Genomic DNA, 22,437 nt, shown 5'->3' on the forward strand with positions numbered 1-22,437 from the left:
GGTCAAGCAGACTCCTTATTCCCGCTGATCAGACTATGCCTCTTGCGGATTATCCGCCGACAGACAAGATCATCGCCGCGTGGCCGATCGCCGCTCAGTCCGAGGCCCACGCCCGATAGCCGGTTGGCTTGTCCGTCAAAATGCCGTCAAAGCTGCCCGCTTCGAATGTCGACCATTGCTTCGCCGCATTCAATGTCCAGGGAATGACCGTCAGATCGCCACTGTCCTGCATGATATGGCGCTGAAATCCGCAGCGAAAGGGCAGGCTGGTGGCCTGGTCAAAATGCGGAATGAAAATGTCGATATCATTGTCATTCAGCCAGCCACGGACTTCCTCATAATCCGGGGTCCAGCAAAAATCATAGCATTGGTTGCCGGTTACCAGTGCGGGGATCGTCATGGCAAAGGGGTTATAGTAGCCCTTGTACAGCAAACCGAATTCAAAAGGCTCGTCGGGCCGTTTCTGCTTGCGCAATTCCAGCAGCAGGTCACGACTGAACGTGTTGAACTGGATATTGGTTACCTCGGGAAAGCGTCGCAACAGCCGATAGACACTGCGCACGACTTCGGCATCGGGATAATGCATCTTGCCGATATCCAGCCCCTCATGCAGCGGGTTGTTTTCGATCAGTTCGTCCCAGACCTTGATTTCGATCAGCAGCTTTTTGCTTTGGTCCGTGTTGCGGTAGATTTCCAGAAAATGATCCAGCGTGGCGATCCGGTATCGGGCGTTGACCTTGTGATTGATGCAATCGAGAGCAGCCAGAGTCTCAACCGTTTGTTGGGCGACGATGAGACGGGTTTTGTCCCCCTTGGCAAAACAGTTATAGTCGGACAGCACCGGATCGTGATGCAGAATGATGCGGCCATCCCGCACCATATGCACATCCATCTCGATTGCCTCGACATCCATTGCGAGCGAGGCGCGGAAGCCTTCTTCGGCATTTTCAGGATATTCCAGGCCGGCGGTTTTGTGACTGATAAGCAGGTCGGTGGCGGTCTGTTTGCTGGCATAGCCGGGATCGGGTTTCATAATGAAATAGGCGCCCGCGCCGAGCAACAATAATATTGCCAATAAAACCAGTCGTCTCATTCCTCCGCTCCCCCCGGATAGGAGCGACCATATTCTTCATTTTGGTCAAGCTTGCAAGTCTGCGCCCGGGTTGGGGGGCGACCAAAGGGCCGGAACATGACAGTTTGAGGATCATAAAAAAACCCGCTTCTGCCAAGGCAGAAGCGGGCAAGTCGCACTTGGCAACCCTGTAACCGGTCTAGAAAAAGCCCGTCACCGCGGCCAGCGCCACGACCGCCAATGCGGTCGACAGGCCCAGCACGATGATCATGTGGCGAGTGGTAAAGCCCTGGCGGGCTCTGGTTTTGTCCAATTGTTTCTTCATAGTTTTTTCCTGAATTTTAATGGCGGACGCGGGCTACATGCTGGCCGACAGCATCCACGACGATTCTTCCAGCACTCCGATCCGCGCAGTCAGCAGATCCGCCGTAAAAACATCGTCTGCCTCTTCGGCGGTCTTGACGAATTCGCGCATCTGGTCGGCCACGGTGAGCGTATCGTCCGAAAGCTGTTTGAGCATGGATTCGACATCGCCATATTTGACCTGGTCCTTGATCGCGCTATTCTCGATATAGGTGGACAGGCCAACCGGCGTCTTCGCGCCGAGCGCCCGGATTCTTTCGGCGATTTCATCGATCGATGCCGCCAGATCTTCATATTGCGCTTCGGTCAGCTTGTGGACGCCGTGAAATTGCGGGCCGGTCACGTTCCAGTGCACCGCCTGCGTCTTCTGGTACAGCACATAGGTAGAGGCCAAAGCTTCGCCCAGCTTCTCTGCCATGGTGGCACGATCCGCCTTTTTGATGTCGCTTTTCATCTCGCGAAGTTCTGCAGATTTGATTGTTGCGGTCATTGTTATAATCTTCCTTTCATTCTGGTGCGCTCGACGAACGGGCGGAGCGCGGTTCCTGACCATGATTACGCCCTGCCTCGCGATTGGTTCCGTTTAACCGATGGAAAGATCGGCAGAAAAACCTGCCTATCGATAGCCGCCAAGAGCGGGGGCGACAGAAACAGCCCGGGAAGCGCCGGTGAAAAACGGGGAACCAATCCGCTTTCCGTTGCGTAGACCTGTCATAACCCCCAACGAAAGGACGACAGAAATGACGAACATTTCAAACGCAAAAATAGCCATATTGGCCACCGACGGCTTTGAAAAATCGGAGCTTTTCGAACCGAGAAAACAGCTCGCCGACGCCGGCGCGGATGTCACCATCGTGTCGCTGGAAAGCGGCTCGATCAAAAGCTGGGATGAAAAAGACTGGGGCGAGAGCATCGACGTCGATATCACCGTCGATAATGCCAAAGAAAGCGATTTTGACGCGCTGGTCCTGCCCGGCGGACAGATGAACCCGGACATATTGCGGGTCGAGGACAAGGTCATCGACTTCGTGCAGGCCTTTTTCAATGCCGGCAAGCCGATCGCCGCCATCTGCCACGCGCCATGGCTGCTGATCGAGGCGGATCTGGTGCAGGGCCGCAATGTCACCGGCTATCCCTCGATCAAGACCGACCTGATCAATGCCGGCGCGAAATTTGAAGACAGCGAAGTGGTGGTCGACAACGGCCTGATCACCTCGCGCGATCCCGGCGATCTCGACGCATTTTGCGCCAAGATTATCGAGGAAGTCAAAGAAGGCATCCACAAGCGTACGAAAAAAGCGGCCTGATGATTGGGTAGCGAGGCGTTCGGGCCGGCTCTTTCCGGGCCGGCCTGTAGCGGCAAATAACGGCTGATTAGCCTTTTATCCTGCCTCTGCGTCGACTCGCCTCAATAACCTTAACAAAAGGGACCGTCGCTTTTTAGCCAGCATTTCGTATGGAAAAATGCCATTTTTGTAACCCCAAGGAGTAATATATGAAGAATTTTCTGACCCTCGTGACCGGCGCTGCATTGCTCGCGGCGACCCCGGCCCTGGCACAAGAAGCAGCTCCCGCTGTCGACGTCCAGGCCGGCATGAAGGTATTCGGGCCCAATGGCGGGCCAGTGGGTACGGTGGAATCCGTGGCCGGTGGTGCCGTTGTCGTGGATACCGGTACCAACAAGGCGGCGCTTTCGCCGGACGCATTTGCCAAGGCTGAAAATGGCGTTTCGATCACCATGACCAAGGTTGATCTCGATGCGGCGGTGGAAAAAGCCGCGGCCGATGCCAGGGCCCAGCTGCTCGCTGCGCTGACCCCGGGCACCGAAGTGAAAACCGTAACCGGTGCTGCCGTCATCGGTACCATTCAGGAAAATGACGCCGAATATGTGACTGTCGACCATGAAGGCGTGCCGGTCAAACTGCCGGTCGAAGCCTTCATGGCCCAGGCCGACGGTGTTTCGATCACGATGACCGAAGACCAGTTCAAAGCCGCGCTTTCCGGTACCCAGTAAGCCAATCGCCCTGGCGGCGGCAGGACAGGGTTCCTGCCGCTGCTAGGAGCTGAATTTCAATCCCAGCTCATACATTGCGATAGCCGCCTGGGCCGCTTCGCCGCCCTTGTTCTTTCGCGTCTTGTCCGCGCGGGCCAGCGCCTGCTCTTCATTTTCCGTCGTGATAATGCCGTTGCCGACCGCTGCCCCGTCCATGGTCAATGCCATGATACCGCGCGCGCTTTCACCGGCGACAATCTCGAAATGATAGGTCTCGCCGCGGATCACCACGCCGATCGCGACAAAGCCGTCATATTGTTCGCTGTCGATCGCCATCGAAATCGCGCCGGGAATTTCCAGCGCGCCGGGCACGGTGATGACCTCATGCTCGTGCCCCGCCGCCTTCAGCGCATCGGTCGCGCCTTCGATCAGCATGTCGTTGAGATGGTCGTAGAACCGCGCTTCGACGATCAGGAATTTTGCCATTTTATGTCTCTTTCTGTTTCTAGAGCCCCTCCTTTTCAAAGGAGGGGTTGGGGTGGTTTCTCTCGTAAAAGACCAGGTCTTCGTTTTTCCATCCAATTCCGATGGTACCATAGTTGGTCGCTGACGCGAGCGATGCTTGCGCATCGCCACCACCCCTTGATCCCCTCCTCTGAAGAGGAGGGGGCTATGATTGTCAGGCCGTCTCCAACCGCTCGCTATTTGCACCGGCCTGCTTGCCCGGCACCGCGCGCTGGCCGACGATCCGCAGGCCATAAGCATCCAGCCCGACCAGATCATGGCTGGTGTTGGTCAGCAATTCCATATCATGGACGCCAAGCTCACTGAGGATCTGCGCGCCGACGCCATAGTCGCGCTGCTGGTCCATCGGTGGCGGCTTGCCGCCTGCCAGGCTGCGGACCTGCTGAGAGAAAAAGTCGGGCTGGCGCGGATTGATGAATACGATCACGCCGGCCCCTTCCTCGCCAATGATCCTCATGGATTCCTCGATCATGCTGGGGCGGCCGTTGTCCTGCGCAAACAGGTCGGGGAACATCGTCGTGGCATGCATCCGCACCAGAGTCGGTTTGTCGGGGTCGACATGGCCCTTCTGCAGCACGATCTGCTCGCTCTCGGTCGCCATATTATAATAGGTAATGGCCGTCCATTCCCCGCCCCAGCGGCTGGTGAAACGGGCCTCTGCCCGGCGTTCGGTCAGATGGTCGTGGCGCAGGCGATAGGCAATCAGGTCCCGGATCGTGCCGATCTTCATGCCATGATGCTGGGCGAATTCGATCAGATCATCAAGCCGGGCCATCTCGCCGTCGTCCTTCATGATCTCGCAGATCACGCCGGCCGGGTTCAGGCCGGCAAGCCGGGAGACATCGACCGCCGCTTCGGTGTGACCGGCACGGACCAGCACGCCGCCGTTGCGCGCCTGCAGCGGGAAGATATGGCCGGGGGTGACAATCTCTTCCTTGCCCTTGGTCCGGTCGATCGCGACAGCAACCGTGCGCGCGCGGTCGGCGGCGCTGATCCCGGTGGTGACGCCGTCGCGCGCCTCGATCGAAATGGTGAAGGCGGTCTCATAGGCGCCGCGATTGTTCTGGCTCATCATGTCAAGGCCCAGTTCCTCGACCCGGTCCCGCGTCATCGCCAGACAGATCAGCCCGCGACCATATTTGGCCATGAAGTTAATCGCGTCGGGGGTCGCCATCTGCGCCGGAATGATCAGATCGCCCTCATTCTCGCGGTCCTCGTCATCGACTAGGATATACATCCGCCCGTTGCGCGCTTCGTTGATAATCTCTTCTGCCGATGCCATGACCCCGCTGCCGCCGCGCGCCAGATAGGTCTCCAGCTTGCCGAGCGTTTCCGCCGTCGGGTTCCAGTCATCCTGACCCAGGCTGCGCAGGCTGTTGGCATGGAGGCCGGCAGCACGGGCGAGGCCAGCACGGGTTTCTTCGCCGGAATCGATCAGTTCGATCAGTTGCTCAATCAGGATTTTGCTCATGGACTCGGCCTTTCAATGTGATGTTGCGAATCGATTATCACATTGTAATGTGACCGGTCTAGGGTAAATATCACATTGGGGTCACATGCTGTGTTGCCGGCCGGGAAATTATATTTCAAACTTTACACATTTTACAGGGTTATAGAATTGAAAATCTGCTGGTTGATGAAAGCGGTCATTGGGCCGGTTTGGGCGCGGATTTGCAGGTGTTTGGGTCATAGTCGCGTGTTAGCATTGGTGGCGTGATGTAGGAAAGAGGGGTGTGGTTTGGAACTTAGGGGCACTGTCACCGTCATGTGGAATAGCTTGTGTTTAGGGGTTATTGCACCTGTCACCGTAATACCAATAGGGATGTTGCGGACATTGGAACTGCGCCACACTATTTTAGTTTCGTGAGTTCGAAGCTTCCAAATTTGATCAGGAGTTCCCCATTGTTTGTCTGCAAGCTGAGTGAAGCAGTTTGCGTCTCAATACACTCCGTTAGTTCATAGTGTTCGATCTCTGCGAGATCATCATCTCCGGGAGTACGGAAATATTCGATTTCATCTTCGACGCTTGCAAGTTGCTTGAAAGTAAGACGAAATTTTTCGTACGGTCGGTACTCTCCGTGTTTTGTTCCTTCGCTTCCGGGTTCACCCATAGCGGTGTCGATATCCAAAACAAAGAAACCATCGTTGTGCGATACGCCAATTATCCAAGCCTCATCATGAAGAAATAGAGTTTTGAGAGCGGCTTCTATCTTTGCGTATTTACTCATATCGAAACAGTTTAACTGTGAGGCGGCAATTCTGCAATCGTCCGCTTTCGGGATATTGCGGACGCTAGGATTCTGTAAAATCAGGGTGGCAGCGCACTCAATTCTGAGCACTATTTTTAGCTTCTCCTTTGATGAGGAGGGGCTTTGATTGATCGATACCACCACTTCCCCTTTTCCCTTGGCGGAACCTTTCACCATCCGATACGCTATTAGCCCATGGCAAAAGCGAAACACTGGATCGAGCCGCATCCGCAGGGCATCTACGTTCGCCCGGCCGACGTCTGGATCGATCCCTCCACACCGCAGAAGCACGCAGTAGTCACCCACGGCCATGCCGACCATGCGCGCGGCGGGCATGGGGATGTGTGGGCGACGCCGGAGACGCTGGCGATCATGGGCTTGCGCTATGGGACCGAGGCGGGAACGGCGATTGATTATGGCGAGGGGTTCGAGCGTGGCGGGGTGCGGTTCAGCCTGCATTCGGCGGGCCATGTGCTGGGCTCGGCGCAGGTGCTGATGGAATATCAGGGCGAGCGGGTGGTCGTTACCGGCGATTACAAGCGCCGCCCCGATCCGACTTGCGCGCCGTTCGAGCTGGTGCCGTGCGATATTTTCATTACCGAGGCGACCTTTGGCTTGCCGGTGTTCCAGCATCCGCCGATCGCGGGCGAAATCGCCAAGATCTTCGCGCGGCTGGAAGCGGAGCCGGACAGCAGCATCCTCGTCGGCGCCTATGCGCTGGGCAAGGCGCAGCGGGTGATTGCCGAGCTCCGCCGGGCGGGCTGGGACAAGCCGATCTATCTGCACGGCGCGCAGGTCCGGATGTGCGAACTTTATGAGGAACTCGGCGTGTCGCTGGGCGAATTGCGGCTGGTGATGGACACGCCGAAGGAGGAGATGCGCGGCCAGATCATCATCGCGCCGCCCTCGGCGCTGACCGACAAATGGAGCCGCCGGTTGCCCAATCCGGTGACCGCCATGGCGTCGGGCTGGATGCGGGTGCGCGGGCGGGCGCGGCAGCGCGGCGTCGAGATCCCCTTGGTCATTTCCGACCATGCCGACTGGGACGAGCTGACCGAGACGATCCGCGAACTGGCGCCGAGGGAAACCTGGATCACCCATGGCAGCGAAGACGGCCTGCTGCGCTGGTGCGAGCTGCACCAGATCAAGGCGCGCGCGCTGGCGATGGTCGGGCGCGAAGAAGGGGATGACGGCTGATGCGCCGCTTTGCCGCCCTGATCGACAGCCTGATCTACACAAGATCGCGCAACGCCAAGCTGGCGGCGATCTCTACCTATTTGCGCGAAACGCCCGATCCCGATCGCGGCTGGGCGCTGGCGGCGCTGACCGACAGCCTCGACTTTCCGGCGGTGAAGTCCGCGACGATCCGCAATCTCGCGGGGACGCGGATTGACCCCGAACTGTTCCGCCTGTCGCGCCATCATGTCGGTGATACCGCCGAGACCGTGGCGCTGGTCTGGCCCGAAGCGGACGGGCGGGAACAGAGCGACCCGAGCATCGACGAAGTGGTGCAGGCGCTGTCCGCTGCCAATCGTGCGACCGCTCCCGACATTGTTGCCTCTTTGCTCGACAGCCTGGATAGCAACAGTCGCTATGCGCTGCTCAAGCTGGCGGTTGGCGGGATGCGGGTCGGTGTCTCGGCGCGGCTGGCCAAGACCGCTTTCGCGCAGGCCTTTGATGTGGCGCTTGATGATGTCGAAGAGCTCTGGCACGCGCTCGATCCGCCTTATGAGGCGCTTTTTCAATGGGCGGAGCAGGGCGGTGACCGCCCCGATCTTTCGGCGACACCGTTCTTTCGACCGTTCATGCTGTCGCACCCGTTCGAGGGCGACAGTCTCGATCTCGACCAATATGCGGTCGAGTGGAAATGGGACGGCATTCGCGTGCAGGCGGTGCATTTGGGTGGCGAGACCCGGCTCTACAGCCGCGGCGGCGATGATATCAGCGCCTCCTTCCCCGACATTGTCGAGGCCTTCGACCGCGACGGGGTGATCGATGGCGAACTGCTGGTCCGCGGCACCGATCAGGGCGGCGAGGCGGCCAGTTTCAATGCCTTGCAGAAAAGGCTGGGTCGCAAGACGGTCTCGAAAAAGATGCGGCAGGAATTTCCTGCCTTTGTCCGGGTCTATGATCTACTGATGGACGGGGATGACGATCTGCGGCTGTCGCCCTGGCACGAACGGCGCCATCGGCTCGAAAGCTTCGTTCCCAAACTCAACGCGGACCATTTCGATCTGTCCGCCGTGGTCGATGTCGATGATTTCACCGCGCTGGAAGCGATGCGCGCCGGGGCTCGCGACGCGGCGATTGAGGGCGTCATGCTGAAGCGGCGCGAAAGCCCCTATCTCGCCGGCCGTGTCACCGGTCACTGGTACAAATGGAAACGCGACCCGCTCAACGCCGACTGCGTGATGATGTATGCCCAGCGCGGCAACGGGCGGCGGGCGTCCTTCTATTCCGATTATACATTCGGTTGCTGGACCGAGGACGGCGAACTGTTGCCGGTCGGCAAGGCCTATTCCGGTTTCACCGATGAGGAACTGAAATGGCTCGACCGTTTCGTCCGGCAGAATACTTTGAACCGCTTCGGCCCGGTCCGCGAGGTGAAGAAGTCGCTGGTCTTGGAAGTGGCCTTCGATTCCATCCACGAAAGCGGCCGCCACAAATCCGGCCTCGCCATGCGCTTCCCGCGCATCCACCGCATCCGCAAGGACAAGCCGGCGGAAGAGGCGGACCGGATCGCGACATTGCAGGGGATGATTTCGTGATATTCCCCTCTCCCTTAAGGGAGAGGGTTGTGCAGACTTGGCAGCTTGCTGCCTAGTCGTAGCTGGGTGAGGGTGTACTGAACTTTGGTTGCAGAGCAGCCCACCAGCAGAACACCCTCATCCAACTGCGCCTAGCCGCCTGCGCTGACGCTCCGGTGGCAAGGCTTCGTATCCTTCTCCCTCAAGGGAGAAGGTTTGGGTTTCCCAATGTGAAAAGGTGCCACCCGCTTTTCATGGTCGCTGAGCCAGACGCAGTGACCGGATCTCTACAGAAACTCGTTCAGCGTCTCCACAAACAGCTTGAACTGGTCATGGTGCAGCCAGTGGCCGGCGTCGGCAAATTCCTTCACCGTCACATTGTCGCCGAAATATTGCATGCGGCCGTCTTTCTCCGGATTGCTGGCCCAGCTGTCGGCGCCGTAATGGAGCTGGGTCGGGCAGCTGATATTGCCCCACAATTCGTGAATGCTGTCCTGCGACAGGTCGATGCTGTCCCAGTGCTGCACATAGGGATCGAATTTCCAGCTATAGCTGCCATCCTCGTTGCGGATCACCGCGTGGGTGGTCAGATGGCGGGCCTGTTCGTCGGACAGATGCTGGTTGGCGTCCTGCATCCGGCCGAGCGCGTCCTCGAATGTCGGATAGCGTTTGACCTGGCGGCCGGCGGCCTTGCGCTTTTCCTCGATCGAGTTGCGCACCCGCTGGAGCTGGCCGATCTTTTCGCGCTCGGCGAGCATCTCGGGGCTGGGGCCGAGCCCCTCGATCGCGACCAGCTTGCGGACCGTGTCGGGATAGAGGCCGGTATAGCGCAGCGCGATATTGCCACCCATGCTGTGCGCGACAATGGTCACCGGCGACAGGTCGAGCTGGTGGATCAGCTGCGCCAGATCGGTGACCATCGCCATATTGGCGTAATTGCCGTCGGTGCTCCACTGGCTGTCGCCATGGCCGCGAACATCGGGACAGATGATATGCCAGTCGTCGCGCAAAGCCTGTGCCGTCCAGTCCCAGTTGCGGCAATGGTCCTTGCCGCCGTGCAGCAGGATCAGCGGCGGCTTGTCCTCATTGCCCCAGTCCGCATAATGCAGTTTGAGCCGTTGCGAGAAATAGCTGTGCGAGGCGGGGCCGATCAGGGTCATGCGGGGTTCCATCCGGAAAGGAAAATCTGAACCCGTCTCTACTGGGCGCGACGGGGTTCGACAAGCATCTGTCAGACAAAGAACCGCCCGGCGTGCATTTGATGCTTTACAATCATCCACATATCGACATATATAGATATATGGATTCGATTAAGGCAATAGAGGCGCTCGGTGCGCTCGCGCAAAATACCCGGCTCGATGTTTTCCGGCTGCTGGTCCGTCATGAACCGGCCGGCCTGCCGGCGGGAGAGATCGCCAGGCGGCTGGACGTTCCGCAAAATACCATGTCCTCGCATCTGGCCACCCTGTCGCGTGCCGATCTTGTCTCGTCAAAGCGCGACAGCCGCCTGATCATCTACCGCGCCAATCTCGCCGCGATGAACGGCCTCGTCGCCTTCCTGCTGGAAAATTGCTGTTCCGGCGAGGATTGCGCGCCCCTTACCAACCAACTCGAAAGGCTTTGCCCATGAAACGGATGCACATCCATGTCGGCGTGGATAATCTCGCCGCCTCGATCCAATTTTATTCGACGCTGTTTGACGCCGAGCCGACGGTGACCAAAGATGATTATGCCAAATGGATGCTCGACGATCCGCGTGTGAATTTCGCGATCTCGTCGGAAGATCATGCGGCCAAGGGCATCGAGCATCTCGGCATCCAGGCCGAAAATCCGGAAGAGCTTCAACAGGTCTTCACCCGCCTGCGCAAGGCCGACGCGCCCGTGCTGGAAGAGGGGCAGACCACCTGCTGCTATGCCCAGTCGGAAAAAAGCTGGATTGCCGACCCCGACGGCGTCGTCTGGGAAGCCTTTTACACCGACGGTGAATCCGTCGTCTATGGCGATTCGCCCGAACTGTCTGCCGTGTCGCGCAATGCCGCCGAAACCAGCTGCTGCGCGCCTTCGAAAGCCGCCCTGTCATGAGCGACAAAATCTATAACGCGCTGTTTCTCTGTACCGGCAATTCTGCCCGCTCGATATTGGCGGAATCGATTTTACAGCGCGAGGGCAAAGGACGGTTCAATGCCCTGAGTGCTGGCAGCAATCCGGCCGGACGGGTTCATCCCTATGCGCTCGATCTGCTCGAAACCATGGGACATCCTGTGGCCGGGCTGCGCTCCAAGAACTGGGACGAATTTGCAGGAGCGGATGCGCCCGCGCTCGATTTTGTCTTCACCGTCTGCGACAATGCCGCCGGCGAGACCTGTCCGGTGTGGCCGGGTCAGCCGATGACCGCCCATTGGGGCATAGCCGATCCCGCCGCGGCAACCGGCAGCGAGGCCGAGAAGCGCGCGGCCTTCACCGAAGCCTATCGGATGATGTTCAACCGGATCAGCCTGTTTCTGGCCTTGCCGCTGGAAAGCATTGACAAGATGAGCCTGCAGAACCGGCTCCGGGAAATCGGCGCAGAGAAAATCGGAGCTTGAGACATGGCAACGCAACCCCTTGAGAGCCCGGCGGATGCCGGGCTCGGCCTGTTCGAAAAATGGTTGTCGCTCTGGGTCGGAGCCGCGATATTACTGGGACTCCTGATCGGCAATATGGCGCCCGATGCGGTCGCGATCCTCGCCCGCCTCGAATATGCCTCGGTCAATCTCGTGGTTGCGGTGCTGATCTGGGCGATGATCTACCCGATGATGGTCGGCGTCGATTTTGCCAGCCTCAGGCATATCGGCGAAAAGCCGAAGGGCCTGTTCATCACCATCGTCGTCAATTGGTTGATCAAACCCTTCACCATGGCGGCGCTGGCGGTATTATTCTTTCAATATATATTTGCCGGGCTGATGTCCGCCGATGATGCGCAACAATATATCGCCGGCCTGATCCTGCTCGGCGCTGCGCCCTGCACGGCGATGGTCTTCGTCTGGTCGCAGATGACCAGGGGCGATCCCGCCTATACGCTGGTGCAGGTGTCGGTGAACGATATCATCATGATCTTCGCCTTTGCGCCGATTGTCGCGCTGCTGCTCGGCGTTGCCGATATCGCCGTGCCATGGGAGACTTTGCTGCTGTCGGTATTGCTTTATGTCGTCATTCCGCTGGTCGCCGGGGCGCTGACCCGCCGCACACTGCTCGCCCGGTCCGGCAGCGGGGAAGCGGCCGTCACCGCCTTTACCGACCGGGTCAAGCCCTTGTCCGTCTTGGGGCTGTTGCTGACGGTGGTGCTGCTGTTCGCCTTTCAGGCGCAGACCATCGTGACCCAGCCGCTGCTGATCGCGCTGATCGCGGTGCCGATCATCATCCAGAGCTATGGCATATTCTTCGTCAGCTATGCCGCCGCCTGGGCGTGGAAAGTGCCGCACAATGTCGCGGCACCCTGCGCGCTGATCGGGACATCCAATTTCTTCGAACTGGCCGTGGCCGTGGCCATCGGCGTGTTCGGACTGGGCAGCGGCGCGGCGCTCGCCACCGTGGTCGGCGTGCTGGTGGAAGTGCCGGTGATGCTGTCGCTGGTCGCCATAGCCAACCGGACCCGGAGCAGATTCGCGCCGGACGGATAAAGGGGCAAGCACTCGGTCTGTTGTTACGCAAATTGTGCCGGGATCTCCGGATCGCTTGTGTCGAGCAGAGGGATCGCATCCTCCGGGAGACCGGCATAGGCGCTGGTCCAGCGGGCCACCCACTCGGGGTCCGTCACCTTGCCGGGATGATAGCCGGGCACCAGTGAGCGCAACATGGCGGGTGAGGCCTTGAACAGAAAGCGTATCACCATGGCCCAGAGCCGCAACCGGCTGGCCGGGCGGTTCCATAATCTGTCGCGTTTCAGCATGCGCCGATATCCCTTGCGGCTCGACCAGGCGACATGCCAGCTCGCGTAGACCAAACCCCAGGCGCGGGGCCAATATTGGCCATAGAGATGCTGATAGAGATCATAAGCGACATTTTTATGCTCGGTTTCCTCCACCATGTGCCACAGGATCAGCGATGCAACCGAGGGGTCGGCATTGTTGAACAGGTTGCGCCGATCCCCGATCAGCCATTCGGTTATGCCCATGGTCATGGTTTCAAAACCGGCGGTATAGGCAAGACGCCACCGCAGGCTCTTGGTCTGCAACCGCTTGTAGTCCACCGCCATTTCGCTTTCGACATCGGCCAGTTCCGGATAATTGCGTTTCAATATTTCATTATAGCGGCGGTGGTTCTGGAAATGATTGCCTTCCTGCGCAATGAATCCGTGAACGTCCTGCTTCAGCTGCGGGTTGCTCGCTTTTTTCAGAGCCTCGCGGACCGTCTTGATCAGAAAAGGCTCAAGATAGGGCATGGTCAGAGACGCGCCGTTCGCCATATGGCTCCATTCCCGTCGATCCGGATGCCATGCCGGATCGATATTCTCGGCAAAGGCAAAGGGAATAGCGCGAACGATGATCTCGCCGGTCTGCGGCGGCTGTCTGGTCGGTGCGTTCATGCGCCGGACTCCAGCGATCTATATTTTTGCCACGCGCCCCAGGCAAACAGGCCGAAGCCGATGTGAACAGCGATGATCGGCGGCCAGCCGAACAGATAGATGATATTGTTGATCGTCACGTCGCCGCCAAAGGGACCCCCGCCAAATTCCAGTCCCCTTGTGCCGAATAGGGCATTGGCAATGGCGGGCAGGGTGAACAGCCACGCATAGGTCAGGGAGGACCAGAACAGCCAGGTCTGACCTTTCGGCCCCAGCCGGACAAAGGGCGCCGCAGCGGCCAGCGCGATGAGGATCAGGCCATTGGTGATGCCTTCAAGATGCGCCATGTTCCAAGCGCGGCGATCGCCCCCTATTTCCACCGGAATGTCGGTAAACAGAGGCCACAGGTCAAGCGCTCCCAGCAGGAAGAAAAAATAGAGCCAGCCGCTCAGCGCCGCAGACAGCAACAGCCCGACCCCGTTTAAAACCAGCAAGGCCCGGCGTTTATCGCTCAGCATTTCTCGTCTCCCCCATATCCATCGGAATGATATTCGTTGTTGTGGCCCGCGCGTCAGCCAGCGCGTCGGGATGCAGCTTTTCCAGCGCCTTTGTACACCAGTCCATCCATTCATGTTCCCAACGGATTCCGACATCGAGAGCCAGTTGCCGCCCGAGATCTCCAAGCGAATTGCCATTTTCCAGCAGTTTCTGTTTCACCAGATATTCGGCGTGGCGGTCCTGATGCCGTTCAAGCCGCAACAGCAGATTGCGGCGCAGCGCATCCAGATCGATCGCTTCAATGCCGTAGAGCTGAACCAGAAAATCATCCTTCAGAACCTGTGGTTCGGAGGGTTCGCGGGACCATTGCAGCAAGGCCGTTCGGCCTGCTTCGGTGATGGTGAAGACGATTCGGTTGGGTTTGCCGGTCTGCTCGACTTCCTCGGCCCGGGCCAAGTCATTGTCCTTCATCTTTCCCAGTTCACGATAAATTTGCGAATGGCGTGCGCGCCAGAAAAAGCCGGTCTTCTCGTCAAACTGCTTGGCAATGTCATAGCCCGATTTTGGCCCGTCAGAAAGACAGACCAGAATTGCATATTTCAAGGACATCAGGCCTCTCCCATATTCCACTAGTTTCATATATATGACATAAGTTGAATATTAGTCAATAAAGTGATTGAGGTACGCGGCTTGGACTTGATGCCATGCGCGTCTCGGTTCCTGTCTTCTGATCGCCACAACTCGCATCGGCGAAAATCCGGCCTTTTTGCTTAATTTCTAATTATCGTTTGACAGGTTGCATCCATGCCCCTTAATTAAGAATGAGAATCATTCGCATTATCATTAAACAGGGGCATAATTCATGAGACCGAACTTCCGTCATCGGGGAGCCGCATTTACATGCAGTTTTCTGGCATTAGGCTTTTCCCAGGCGGCGATGGCCGCGGGTGACGATGCTTCCGGTTTCGCGGATGACAACACGATCACGGTCACGGCGACCCGCTCTCCGGTCGAGGTAGAAGATGCTCCCGCCACAGTCACCGTTATCGACCAGGAACAGATGGCCGACGAAATGGCGACCGATGTCCGCGATATCGTGCGGTTCGAACCGGGTGTCACGGTGCGCCGTGCTCCCGCGCGCTTCGGCGCGGCGCTCGGCACGACGGGCCGGGCCGGCAACGAGGATTTCAATATCCGCGGCATTGGCGGCAACCGGGTGCTCATTCAGGTCGACGGCATCCGTTCTCCCCAGGGCTATACTTTCGGCGCGCAGGAAGTCGGGCGCGGCAATGCGACCGACGTCGGCCTGATCAAGTCGGTCGAAATCCTGCGCGGCCCCGCTTCAGCGCTCTACGGCAGCGACGGCCTGTCCGGCGCGGTCAGCTTCATCACTTCCGACCCCGTGGACTTCATCAGCGAGGGCAACAGCTTTGGTGGCTTTGCCCGGGCGCAATATAGTTCCGAGGATCAGGAATTTTCCGAGACCATAGCGCTGGCCGGACAGACCGGCGATTTTTCGGCGATGCTGGCCTATTCGCGGCGGGATTTCCAAGAGCTGGACAACAAGGGCACGATCGACACGGAAGACGCGACCCGCACCACCCCCAATCCGCAGGAGGGCGAGTCCAACGCCTTTCTCGGCAAGCTGGTCTGGGACGATGGCACCCACAAGATCCGCCTGACCGGCGAATATCTCGAGCGCGAGATTGCCTCGGACATATTGTCGGGCCGCGGTCCGGTCTTTCTGTTCGGCCCCACGCCGAGCTGGATCGTCGACAATCTGACCGCACAGGACGAAACCAAGCGCAGCCGCGTTTCGCTCGACTATACCTATGATGCGGGTGAAGAAGGGTCCGGCTTTATCGACTATGCCCATCTCGCCGCATATTGGCAGGACGGCAGCGACCGGCAATTCGCGCTCGAGGAACGCACCCCGACCTCCGCCACCCCGCGCCCCGACCGGGAACGGCTGAACACATTTGACAATGAAGTTCTCGGCGCGGTGGCCGAATTCCGCTCGACCTTCAGCACCGGCACGGTCAAGCATACGATCACCTTCGGCGGCGATATCAGCAAGACCGAGCAGGAAGGTCTGCGCGACGGCACCGAGCCTCCGTTCGGAGAAACATTCCCGACCCGCGCCTTTCCCAAGACGGATTTCACCCTGGGCGGCTTCTATATCGGCGACGCGATCGAATTTGCCGATGGTATGGTGACGCTCTATCCGGCGCTGCGCTATGATTTTTACGATCTCGACCCGACCGACGATCCGCTGCTGCCGAGCTTTACGCCCAGCGCGCAGGACGGATCGAAACTGTCGCCCAAGCTCGGCGCGGTGGTCAAGCTCGGTGATATCCGCCTGTTCGGCAACTATGCCCGCGGTTTCCGCGCGCCGACGCCCAGCCAGGTCAATAATTTCTTTGAAAATCTTGCCTTCGGCTACACATCGGCGGCCAATCCCGATCTCGGTCCGGAAACCAGCGACAGTTTCGAGGCCGGTATCCGCTATGCAACCGACCAGGTCGGATTGTCGCTGACCGCCTTTACCGCGGACTATTCCGACTTCATCAGCCAGGAAGTGGTTGGCGGCAGCTTCACGCCAACCGATCCGGCCATCTACCAGTTCATCAATCTCGATGATGTGACGGTCAAGGGTGTCGAGGCCAAGGCCAGCTATGAAGCCGACAACGGCTTCCGCGCCCGCTTCGCCGTTGCTTTTGCAGACGGCACGGTGAAGTCGCCGAACAATCCGCCGGCATCGCTGGGTACCGTTGATCCGATCAACGCGATTTTGGGCCTGGGCTATCGCGAACCGACCGGTGCCTTCGGGGGGGAACTGATTTTCAGCTATAATGCACAAAAGGAATTCAACGAGACGACCGGTGTCTGCAGCGCGGCCTGTTTCCGCCCGGACGAATCCCTGATCGTCGACGCGACGGCCTTTGTCCGGATCGCCGAGAATTTCAAACTGCGGGCCGGCATTTTCAACATCACCGACAAGAAATACTGGGTCTGGAGCAGCGTCCGGGGGCTGGAGGCAACATCGCCGATCATCGACGCCTTCACGCAGCCGGGCCGCAACGCCAGCGTTTCGCTCAGCATATCATTCTAATTCTAAGGGGGAGAAATAATGATGACCATGAAATGGAAAACAAAATTGGGGGCGGCCCTGTTCGCTCTGGCCATGGCGACGTCACCGGCGCTGGCCGCTGGCGACCAGCCGCACCTGGTGGCGACGACTACGCAGGCGTCCTTCGAACAGGACCGCGCCGACATTTTGGCGATGGCGGGAGACTATAAGGTCAAGTTCGACATGGCGGAAACCACGTCATGGCGGGACGATTACGAACCGATCAAGGCGAAGATTTCCGGCGGGCATGAAAGCGTCCGCGTGATCAAGGATACCGGCCGGGAAATCGTTTTGCAGCATCTGCTGGTTGCCGAACATGAAGGCGAAACCTTCATCATCAAGCACTGGCGCCAGGACTGGGTCTATGAACCGGCCAAGGTGCTGGTCTATGCCGGGGCTGGCGAATGGGTGAACAGGGATGTTCCGGAATCCGAACGCAAAGGTAACTGGTCGCAAACCGTCTGGCAGGTCGACGACAGCCCCCGCTATGGCGGTGTCGGCAAATGGCAGACGGTCAACGGCATCCGCAGCTGGACCAGCGATTGGACCGCCCGGCCTCTGGCCCGCCGCGATGCCGTGCGCGATCCGGTCTATGACCATTATCAGGCGATCAACCGGCATCAGCCGATGCCCGGTGGCTGGATCCACTGGCAGGACAATACAAAGATGAAGACGGTCGATGGCAAGGCCGTTCCCTATGTCCAGGAATCGGTGCTCAACACATACACGAAATTCGACGGCTATGACGTCAGCGCGGCTGACGATTACTGGGCGAAAACCAAAAGCTACTGGGAACAGGTGCGGGCCGAATGGGATGCCGCAATCGCTGCCAATGGCGGGGTGACCGTCGAGGAAGAGGCGCATACCGGAACCGTGATCAGCGGGCGGCTGTTGTACATGGGTACGGAAATTTCCGACGGCAAGTTGACCGAGACTGCTGCAGTGGAGGAAGCGCGGTCGCTTATTCGGGTCGCAACCAGTAAGCAACCCGCCCAGGCCGCTGCACAGACAGCTCCAGCATCAGCAGATTATTGATGCCGGAGCCGATATCCGCATTTGCGCAATCGCTGGCCGCGACCCCCAAGATCGCCGCCTTGCCCGCTGCGCAAATGCGGATAGTTGTCGCCATGCGGATTGCCGTTCTGGCGTGGAAAAAGCGGCAGGACCCGAAACCCTATCTGGTCAAGCAACTGGGGGATGAAATCGTGGCCCGCCATTTCGCCCATATCATCGAATTGATGAGCGACTGCTGGCCCGAACCGATGGCCGTGCACCGGCCCTGCTGCCAGCAGACAAGCTATGACGAAATGCTGATGCTCGATCTGACAACGGCAGCGGTACAGCGTGAACCGGATCATTTCCACGGGCTGCTCGGCGAGATGATCGGCCGGTCGGACCGGCAGAAACTGCATTTCGCCTTCACCAAATTTGCCGGCCGGTTCCAGCGCTAAGGAAATATTGCGTGAATAAAGTCAAAACCCGGAACCTGCTGATACTGGTTCATCTGTTCCTTGCCGCCTTTCTGGCGCCTTCCTTTCTGCTGGTTGGCATCACCGGCGCGCTCAAGCTTGCGGGGGTGGAAGCGTCGATCGAGGATCTCCCGATTGAACTGCCCGCCGATACGCAGATCGATCCGGACAGCCCGACGCTGAAACAGGATATCGGCACTGTTCTCGCGGCGCAGGGCATTGATCTGGACATCGAAAGCGTTCGCAGCCGGGGCGGAAAGATGACCACCCGGCCGACCTCGCGGACCTTTGCCCGGATCAACGAGACGCCCGACGGGCTGGAAGCATCGCTGCACAAGCCCGGCTTTCAATATGCGATGATGGAATTGCACAAGGGCCACGGCCCGGCGCTGTTCAAAACCTATCAGCTGATCGCGGGCATCGCCCTGTTCCTGGTCATTGTCGGCGGGTTGATCGTCGGCCTGTTGGCAAAGCCCTATCGCCGCAAAACCCTTGTCTCGCTGGCATTGGGAACAGTAGCTTTTCTCGCTCTCGGCTTCGCGGTCTGATCCCAGAGGGACAGACTACGCCAGAGCAACCCCTTCAATCGTGATCCGGTTCAGATAGCGGCGGTGGCCGTGATAGTCGTTCAGGGCATAATGCCAGGTCGACCGATTGTCCCACATAGCCAGATCGCCTTCGCGCCATTGGTGCCGATAGTGGAAGCGGTCCTGCATGATATGGTCATAGAGCTGCTGCAGCAGCGCCTGGCCTTCGTCCGGATCCATGTCGACAATCTCCAGCGTGAAACCCGGATTGACGTAGAGGCCCTTCACTCCGGTTTCGGGATGGGCCAGCACCACCGGGTGGATCGCCGTCTGCCCCGCCTGATCGGCATTGGTGTAGCGGTCGCCGATCGCCTTGCGATAGGCGCTCTCCTCGCCGAACACATGGGCATTGCCGTGCCGCGCTTTCAAGTCCTTGATCCGGTCTTTCATCCCGTCATCGAGCGCGTCATAGGCCGCCGCCATTCCGGCGAACAACGTATCGCCGCCGCTCGGCGGGATTTCCAGCGCGTATAGGATCGACCCCATGGCCGGCGCTTGGTCATAGCTGTGGTCGGTGTGCCAGCCGCCACCAATATTGAGCTGCTGGTCCGGTTCCTTGAGCACTTCGGCAATTTCCGGATAGCCCTCGCGCCGCTTGAAAAAGCGGTTGAGGTCGATCGCGCCCCAGCGCTTGGCAAAGGCGATATGGTCTTCGGGGGTAAGCTTCTGGTCGCGGAAGAATAATGTGCCATGGTCGAGAAAGGCGCGACGGATATCGGCAAATTCCTGATCGCTCAGGCTGGTGACATCGACATGTTCGACAATCGCGCCGACCGCCACGCCGGCTTTTTCTATCCGCATGCTGCTCTCCCTTTATCCCGTTCTCTCTGGAACGGATTTCATGCTAGTGTAGCAGCAGATAGAGATTTTAGGAGTCCTTCAATGCCGGAAACAAGTAAAATGCCATCCCTCAACCGCCGCCAGCTGCTGGCTGCTACTGCTGCCACCGGGGCTGTGCTGTCCGCCGGTCCGGCGACCGCGACCGACGTTCCAGGCAAGCCGGATCTCGCCGGCAAGTCGATCCTGATCACCGGCTGTTCCTCCGGTTTCGGTTATCTCGGCGCGATCCTCTATGCCGAACAGGGCGCGAAAGTCTTTGCCACCATGCGCAATCTGCCGCGCGCGGAAGGCGATGCGCTGGCCAAGGCGGCCAAGGACAAGAATCTGGATATCACCATCCTCGAGCTGAACGTGCTGTCGGATGAATCGGTGAACAAGGCTGTGACCGAAGCCGAACGTTTGAATGGCGGCGCGCTCGATGTGGTCATCAACAATGCCGGAATCGGCACCGGCGCTCCGGTGGAGCTGCAGGATCTCGAAACGATGCAGCTTCTGTTCGACACCAATGTCATGGGCTACCAGCGGGTCGCCCGCGCGGCCCTGCCGAAGATGCGCGCGCAGAAATCCGGTCTGGTCGTCAATGTTTCGTCGCAGCTCGGCCGGGTGATGGTGCCGGGCATGGGCCTCTACAGTTCAACCAAATTCGCGGTCGAATCGATGAGCGAGCAAATGGCCTATGAACTGGTCCCGCACGGCGTCGATGTCACCATTGTCCAGCCCGGTGGCTTCCCGACAAAAATCTGGGAAAACGGCAATCAATATACCGCGCCGATGCTCGAACGGGCCGATGACGAGCGCAAGGCCGCCTATCAGGCGCTGGTCGACGGCGCGCTGCGCAACAGCGGCGGCTCGACCGATCCGATGGATGTGCCACGCGCCATCGCCGACCTGATCGCCAAGGCACCCGGCAAGAGACCGCTGCGCCTGCCGGTCCACCCCGGCCGCAAACCGCAGCTGGAGATCAACGAAGTCAGTGCCCGGATACAGGTCTCGATGCTCGGCAGCTCGCCATACGGACCCTGGGTCAAGGATGTGAACAACCGTGAGTTTCGCCGGGTCTTCAGGCCGTGCGTTTCACCAGAAACAACGGTAATAGATAAACGACTAGAAAAATAATATTGGGGATGACGTTCGGTGCATTTCCGGAGGCCACCGATGCGCCGCTGTCGACCGCGAACCAGACCAGGAATGTATAGATCGATCCCTTGCGGATCAGGTCGCTGCCCTGTTCCACGCCCGGCGCGGTGATGAAGACATACATGGCCATCATGCCGGCGAAGACGCCACCGGCGATTGCCATTGCCATTTTCGCTTCCGGCGTATCGAGCCCGGCAACGCCATTGCCGCCGGAGGAAGCGAGGTGGAAGAATATATCGTTGGCGCCGGTAAAGTCGTTCACCCCGGAGAAGGCGAACAATATGGCGACGAAAATCGAAAAAATTCCGACTATACGGATATAGCGGCCAGCGGCTTGTGGTGACATGATCAGCTCCTCATTCCTGGATATTCGTGATAAACCACAGGCCGCTCATCAAAACAATTACCTGCCGGGTAAGTGCATGGGTCGCGTTTCATGCTATCTGCCGGTCAGGTGAGGCGCAGGAGGAGAGAGACGATCATGCCGTCGGAATTTGGCGCGATATTGAAGGACTGGCGCAAGACCCGCCGGTTCAGCCAGCTTGACCTCAGCCTCGAGGCCGAAATGTCGGCCCGCCATTTGAGTTTCCTCGAATCCGGCCGGTCCAATCCCAGCCGCGAGATGGTGCTGCGCCTGTCCGAAGCCTTGCACCTGCCCCGCCCGGCCACCAACCAGGCGCTCCATGCCGCGGGCTTTGCGCCGGTCTATCCCAGTCTATCCGACGACGCACCCGAACTGGCCCCGGTCAATCAGGCGATCAGCGCGATGCTCGACCATCATGATCCTTTCCCCGGCTATGCCATCGACCGCCACTGGAATATCGTCAGCAGCAATCAGGGCGCGCAGATGATCCTTGCGCTGGCCAGCCCCGGCGGTCCGGCCAATCTGATCGACATATTGATCAACTGTGCAGGGCTCGACCTGATCGAGAATTGGGACGAGGTGGCGGTCCTGTCCCTCTCGCGCCTGCGCACCGAGATACTGGAGCTGGGCGGGGAAGATCAGCTCTCCGCGCTGGCCGCCCGGCTGGCGGAGCACGAGCGGGTCCGCAAGGCCGATATGGGATCGATCAATCTCAACCAGGCGGTGATCCCGACGATCTTCCGGGTTGGGGAGAACCGCCTGTCGCTTTTCTCCGTCATCGCCCAGTTCGGATCGGTACAGGATATCAAGGCGGGCGAGACACGGATCGAACTGATGTTCCCGATGGATGCGGAGACGGTTCAGTTTTTCGAAAGATAGCGGTTGGCATGGTCCGCCCGCGACCGATAGGGTAGGGAGAG

General features: G+C 59.1%; 26 protein-coding genes. 14 read left to right on the forward strand and 12 right to left on the reverse strand.

Features of this window, described 5'->3' with window-relative positions; translation table 11 throughout:
- Positions 1-94 precede the first annotated feature (94 nt).
- The 3 genes from CHN51_RS08055 to CHN51_RS08060 all read right to left on the reverse strand — a co-directional run bounded on the left by CHN51_RS08055 (position 95) and on the right by CHN51_RS08060 (position 1,925).
- On the reverse strand, positions 95-1,093 hold the full coding sequence (locus CHN51_RS08055) for a glycerophosphodiester phosphodiesterase family protein (protein ID WP_100093553.1): 999 nt from the start codon (positions 1,091-1,093) through the stop codon (positions 95-97).
- A gap of 178 nt (positions 1,094-1,271) precedes the next feature.
- The gene (locus CHN51_RS20310; protein ID WP_276308615.1) at positions 1,272-1,397 is read right to left on the reverse strand and encodes a hypothetical protein; all 126 of its coding nucleotides are present in this window, start codon (positions 1,395-1,397) and stop codon (positions 1,272-1,274) included.
- A gap of 33 nt (positions 1,398-1,430) precedes the next feature.
- Positions 1,431-1,925, reverse strand: coding sequence for a DNA starvation/stationary phase protection protein (locus tag CHN51_RS08060; RefSeq protein WP_100093554.1), 495 nt, complete (start codon positions 1,923-1,925; stop codon positions 1,431-1,433).
- A 250-nt stretch (positions 1,926-2,175) separates the two neighbouring features.
- Between CHN51_RS08060 and CHN51_RS08065 the strand changes: the two genes are divergently transcribed.
- Together CHN51_RS08065 and CHN51_RS08070 are read left to right on the forward strand one after the other, a co-directional pair.
- On the forward strand, positions 2,176-2,742 hold the full coding sequence (locus CHN51_RS08065; protein ID WP_100093555.1) for a type 1 glutamine amidotransferase domain-containing protein: 567 nt from the start codon (positions 2,176-2,178) through the stop codon (positions 2,740-2,742).
- A gap of 188 nt (positions 2,743-2,930) precedes the next feature.
- Complete coding sequence (locus tag CHN51_RS08070; RefSeq protein ID WP_100093556.1) at positions 2,931-3,449, forward strand: hypothetical protein; 519 nt, start codon at positions 2,931-2,933, stop codon at positions 3,447-3,449.
- A gap of 42 nt (positions 3,450-3,491) precedes the next feature.
- Here the strand turns inward: CHN51_RS08070 and ribH are convergent, their stop codons facing one another.
- From ribH to CHN51_RS08085, 3 genes are all read right to left on the reverse strand, one after another.
- A complete protein-coding gene (ribH, locus tag CHN51_RS08075; RefSeq protein WP_100093557.1) occupies positions 3,492-3,914 on the reverse strand; it encodes a 6,7-dimethyl-8-ribityllumazine synthase in 423 nt (140 codons plus the stop codon).
- A gap of 193 nt (positions 3,915-4,107) precedes the next feature.
- Complete coding sequence (ribB, locus tag CHN51_RS08080) at positions 4,108-5,424, reverse strand: 3,4-dihydroxy-2-butanone-4-phosphate synthase (RefSeq protein WP_100093558.1); 1,317 nt, start codon at positions 5,422-5,424, stop codon at positions 4,108-4,110.
- A gap of 379 nt (positions 5,425-5,803) precedes the next feature.
- Positions 5,804-6,379 carry a hypothetical protein gene (locus CHN51_RS08085; RefSeq protein WP_100093559.1) on the reverse strand — a complete coding sequence of 192 codons (576 nt, stop codon included), beginning with the start codon at positions 6,377-6,379 and terminating at the stop codon, positions 5,804-5,806.
- An 18-nt stretch (positions 6,380-6,397) separates the two neighbouring features.
- Here CHN51_RS08085 and CHN51_RS08090 point away from each other — a divergent pair, with 18 nt between their 5' ends.
- Complete coding sequence (locus CHN51_RS08090) at positions 6,398-7,399, forward strand: ligase-associated DNA damage response exonuclease (protein WP_100093560.1); 1,002 nt, start codon at positions 6,398-6,400, stop codon at positions 7,397-7,399.
- On the forward strand, positions 7,399-8,970 hold the full coding sequence (locus CHN51_RS08095; RefSeq protein WP_100093561.1) for a cisplatin damage response ATP-dependent DNA ligase: 1,572 nt from the start codon (positions 7,399-7,401) through the stop codon (positions 8,968-8,970). Before CHN51_RS08090 ends, CHN51_RS08095 begins: the two co-directional genes overlap by 1 nt.
- 266 nt (positions 8,971-9,236) lie before the next feature.
- Here CHN51_RS08095 and CHN51_RS08100 read toward each other — a convergent pair whose 3' ends face one another.
- Positions 9,237-10,109 (reverse strand): alpha/beta hydrolase, encoded by an 873-nt coding sequence (locus tag CHN51_RS08100; RefSeq protein WP_100095480.1) that lies wholly within the window; start codon positions 10,107-10,109, stop codon positions 9,237-9,239.
- Positions 10,110-10,249: 140 nt separating this feature from the next.
- On the opposite strand from CHN51_RS08100, the gene CHN51_RS08105 reads away from it, so the two are divergent.
- The 4 genes from CHN51_RS08105 to arsB are packed head-to-tail and all read left to right on the forward strand — an operon-like array spanning position 10,250 to position 12,608.
- Complete coding sequence (locus CHN51_RS08105; protein ID WP_100095481.1) at positions 10,250-10,579, forward strand: metalloregulator ArsR/SmtB family transcription factor; 330 nt, start codon at positions 10,250-10,252, stop codon at positions 10,577-10,579.
- On the forward strand, positions 10,576-11,031 hold the full coding sequence (locus CHN51_RS08110; protein ID WP_100093562.1) for an ArsI/CadI family heavy metal resistance metalloenzyme: 456 nt from the start codon (positions 10,576-10,578) through the stop codon (positions 11,029-11,031). The genes CHN51_RS08105 and CHN51_RS08110 overlap by 4 nt, the downstream gene beginning before the upstream one ends.
- The gene (locus CHN51_RS08115) at positions 11,028-11,534 is read left to right on the forward strand and encodes an arsenate reductase ArsC (protein WP_100093563.1); all 507 of its coding nucleotides are present in this window, start codon (positions 11,028-11,030) and stop codon (positions 11,532-11,534) included. Before CHN51_RS08110 ends, CHN51_RS08115 begins: the two co-directional genes overlap by 4 nt.
- A gap of 3 nt (positions 11,535-11,537) precedes the next feature.
- Positions 11,538-12,608, forward strand: a complete 1,071-nt coding sequence (gene arsB, locus CHN51_RS08120) for an ACR3 family arsenite efflux transporter (RefSeq protein ID WP_100093564.1) — start codon at positions 11,538-11,540, stop codon at positions 12,606-12,608.
- Positions 12,609-12,631: 23 nt separating this feature from the next.
- Here the strand turns inward: arsB and CHN51_RS08125 are convergent, their stop codons facing one another.
- The 3 genes from CHN51_RS08125 to CHN51_RS08135 are packed head-to-tail and all read right to left on the reverse strand — an operon-like array spanning position 12,632 to position 14,599.
- Positions 12,632-13,513, reverse strand: coding sequence for a metal-dependent hydrolase (locus CHN51_RS08125; protein ID WP_100093565.1), 882 nt, complete (start codon positions 13,511-13,513; stop codon positions 12,632-12,634).
- On the reverse strand, positions 13,510-14,010 hold the full coding sequence (locus CHN51_RS08130; RefSeq protein WP_100093566.1) for a hypothetical protein: 501 nt from the start codon (positions 14,008-14,010) through the stop codon (positions 13,510-13,512). Before CHN51_RS08130 ends, CHN51_RS08125 begins: the two co-directional genes overlap by 4 nt.
- The gene (locus tag CHN51_RS08135) at positions 13,997-14,599 is read right to left on the reverse strand and encodes a PadR family transcriptional regulator (RefSeq protein ID WP_164089048.1); all 603 of its coding nucleotides are present in this window, start codon (positions 14,597-14,599) and stop codon (positions 13,997-13,999) included. Before CHN51_RS08135 ends, CHN51_RS08130 begins: the two co-directional genes overlap by 14 nt.
- A 253-nt stretch (positions 14,600-14,852) precedes the next feature.
- Between CHN51_RS08135 and CHN51_RS08140 the strand changes: the two genes are divergently transcribed.
- From CHN51_RS08140 to CHN51_RS08155, 4 genes are read left to right on the forward strand one after another with little or no spacing between them, the layout of a single operon-like run.
- A complete protein-coding gene (locus CHN51_RS08140) occupies positions 14,853-17,102 on the forward strand; it encodes a TonB-dependent hemoglobin/transferrin/lactoferrin family receptor (protein WP_100093568.1) in 2,250 nt (749 codons plus the stop codon).
- 18 nt (positions 17,103-17,120) lie between these two features.
- A complete protein-coding gene (locus tag CHN51_RS08145) occupies positions 17,121-18,155 on the forward strand; it encodes a DUF6607 family protein (protein ID WP_346426338.1) in 1,035 nt (344 codons plus the stop codon).
- A complete protein-coding gene (locus tag CHN51_RS08150) occupies positions 18,155-18,571 on the forward strand; it encodes a hypothetical protein (RefSeq protein ID WP_100093569.1) in 417 nt (138 codons plus the stop codon). Before CHN51_RS08145 ends, CHN51_RS08150 begins: the two co-directional genes overlap by 1 nt.
- A gap of 11 nt (positions 18,572-18,582) precedes the next feature.
- Entirely contained in the window at positions 18,583-19,137 is a 555-nt protein-coding gene (locus tag CHN51_RS08155) for a hypothetical protein (protein WP_100093570.1), read from the forward strand.
- Positions 19,138-19,152: 15 nt separating this feature from the next.
- Here the strand turns inward: CHN51_RS08155 and CHN51_RS08160 are convergent, their stop codons facing one another.
- The gene (locus CHN51_RS08160; protein ID WP_100093571.1) at positions 19,153-19,977 is read right to left on the reverse strand and encodes a TauD/TfdA family dioxygenase; all 825 of its coding nucleotides are present in this window, start codon (positions 19,975-19,977) and stop codon (positions 19,153-19,155) included.
- Positions 19,978-20,058: 81 nt separating this feature from the next.
- On the opposite strand from CHN51_RS08160, the gene CHN51_RS08165 reads away from it, so the two are divergent.
- Complete coding sequence (locus CHN51_RS08165) at positions 20,059-21,132, forward strand: SDR family oxidoreductase (RefSeq protein WP_240616914.1); 1,074 nt, start codon at positions 20,059-20,061, stop codon at positions 21,130-21,132.
- Here CHN51_RS08165 and CHN51_RS08170 read toward each other — a convergent pair.
- A complete protein-coding gene (locus CHN51_RS08170; protein WP_100093573.1) occupies positions 21,077-21,499 on the reverse strand; it encodes a hypothetical protein in 423 nt (140 codons plus the stop codon). The genes CHN51_RS08165 and CHN51_RS08170 overlap by 56 nt on opposite strands.
- A gap of 135 nt (positions 21,500-21,634) precedes the next feature.
- Between CHN51_RS08170 and CHN51_RS08175 the strand changes: the two genes are divergently transcribed.
- Complete coding sequence (locus tag CHN51_RS08175; protein WP_164089050.1) at positions 21,635-22,396, forward strand: helix-turn-helix domain-containing protein; 762 nt, start codon at positions 21,635-21,637, stop codon at positions 22,394-22,396.
- The last annotated feature ends 41 nt before the right edge of the window (positions 22,397-22,437 follow it).

Source organism: Sphingorhabdus sp. YGSMI21 (genome assembly GCF_002776575.1).
In the GTDB taxonomy this organism is placed as follows: Bacteria; Pseudomonadota; Alphaproteobacteria; order Sphingomonadales; family Sphingomonadaceae; genus Parasphingorhabdus.

What these genes read in the sequence shown, in the direction of transcription:
- CHN51_RS08150 (WP_100093569.1), top strand. Translation starts at nt 18,155, where the DNA reads ATGCCGGAGCCGATATCCGCATTTGCGCAATCGCTGGCCGCGACCCCC.
- CHN51_RS08060 (WP_100093554.1), bottom strand. Translation starts at nt 1,925, where the DNA reads ATGACCGCAACAATCAAATCTGCAGAACTTCGCGAGATGAAAAGCGAC.
- CHN51_RS08065 (WP_100093555.1), top strand. Translation starts at nt 2,176, where the DNA reads ATGACGAACATTTCAAACGCAAAAATAGCCATATTGGCCACCGACGGC.
- arsB (WP_100093564.1), top strand. Translation starts at nt 11,538, where the DNA reads ATGGCAACGCAACCCCTTGAGAGCCCGGCGGATGCCGGGCTCGGCCTG.
- CHN51_RS08070 (WP_100093556.1), top strand. Translation starts at nt 2,931, where the DNA reads ATGAAGAATTTTCTGACCCTCGTGACCGGCGCTGCATTGCTCGCGGCG.
- CHN51_RS20310 (WP_276308615.1), bottom strand. Translation starts at nt 1,397, where the DNA reads ATGAAGAAACAATTGGACAAAACCAGAGCCCGCCAGGGCTTTACCACT.
- CHN51_RS08095 (WP_100093561.1), top strand. Translation starts at nt 7,399, where the DNA reads ATGCGCCGCTTTGCCGCCCTGATCGACAGCCTGATCTACACAAGATCG.
- ribB (WP_100093558.1), bottom strand. Translation starts at nt 5,424, where the DNA reads ATGAGCAAAATCCTGATTGAGCAACTGATCGAACTGATCGATTCCGGC.
- CHN51_RS08130 (WP_100093566.1), bottom strand. Translation starts at nt 14,010, where the DNA reads ATGCTGAGCGATAAACGCCGGGCCTTGCTGGTTTTAAACGGGGTCGGG.
- CHN51_RS08090 (WP_100093560.1), top strand. Translation starts at nt 6,398, where the DNA reads ATGGCAAAAGCGAAACACTGGATCGAGCCGCATCCGCAGGGCATCTAC.
- CHN51_RS08135 (WP_164089048.1), bottom strand. Translation starts at nt 14,599, where the DNA reads ATGTCCTTGAAATATGCAATTCTGGTCTGTCTTTCTGACGGGCCAAAA.
- CHN51_RS08125 (WP_100093565.1), bottom strand. Translation starts at nt 13,513, where the DNA reads ATGAACGCACCGACCAGACAGCCGCCGCAGACCGGCGAGATCATCGTT.
- ribH (WP_100093557.1), bottom strand. Translation starts at nt 3,914, where the DNA reads ATGGCAAAATTCCTGATCGTCGAAGCGCGGTTCTACGACCATCTCAAC.
- CHN51_RS08115 (WP_100093563.1), top strand. Translation starts at nt 11,028, where the DNA reads ATGAGCGACAAAATCTATAACGCGCTGTTTCTCTGTACCGGCAATTCT.
- CHN51_RS08160 (WP_100093571.1), bottom strand. Translation starts at nt 19,977, where the DNA reads ATGCGGATAGAAAAAGCCGGCGTGGCGGTCGGCGCGATTGTCGAACAT.
- CHN51_RS08085 (WP_100093559.1), bottom strand. Translation starts at nt 6,379, where the DNA reads ATGGTGAAAGGTTCCGCCAAGGGAAAAGGGGAAGTGGTGGTATCGATC.
- CHN51_RS08110 (WP_100093562.1), top strand. Translation starts at nt 10,576, where the DNA reads ATGAAACGGATGCACATCCATGTCGGCGTGGATAATCTCGCCGCCTCG.
- CHN51_RS08105 (WP_100095481.1), top strand. Translation starts at nt 10,250, where the DNA reads ATGGATTCGATTAAGGCAATAGAGGCGCTCGGTGCGCTCGCGCAAAAT.
- CHN51_RS08145 (WP_346426338.1), top strand. Translation starts at nt 17,121, where the DNA reads ATGATGACCATGAAATGGAAAACAAAATTGGGGGCGGCCCTGTTCGCT.
- CHN51_RS08175 (WP_164089050.1), top strand. Translation starts at nt 21,635, where the DNA reads ATGCCGTCGGAATTTGGCGCGATATTGAAGGACTGGCGCAAGACCCGC.
- CHN51_RS08100 (WP_100095480.1), bottom strand. Translation starts at nt 10,109, where the DNA reads ATGACCCTGATCGGCCCCGCCTCGCACAGCTATTTCTCGCAACGGCTC.
- CHN51_RS08140 (WP_100093568.1), top strand. Translation starts at nt 14,853, where the DNA reads ATGAGACCGAACTTCCGTCATCGGGGAGCCGCATTTACATGCAGTTTT.
- CHN51_RS08165 (WP_240616914.1), top strand. Translation starts at nt 20,059, where the DNA reads ATGCCGGAAACAAGTAAAATGCCATCCCTCAACCGCCGCCAGCTGCTG.
- CHN51_RS08055 (WP_100093553.1), bottom strand. Translation starts at nt 1,093, where the DNA reads ATGAGACGACTGGTTTTATTGGCAATATTATTGTTGCTCGGCGCGGGC.
- CHN51_RS08170 (WP_100093573.1), bottom strand. Translation starts at nt 21,499, where the DNA reads ATGTCACCACAAGCCGCTGGCCGCTATATCCGTATAGTCGGAATTTTT.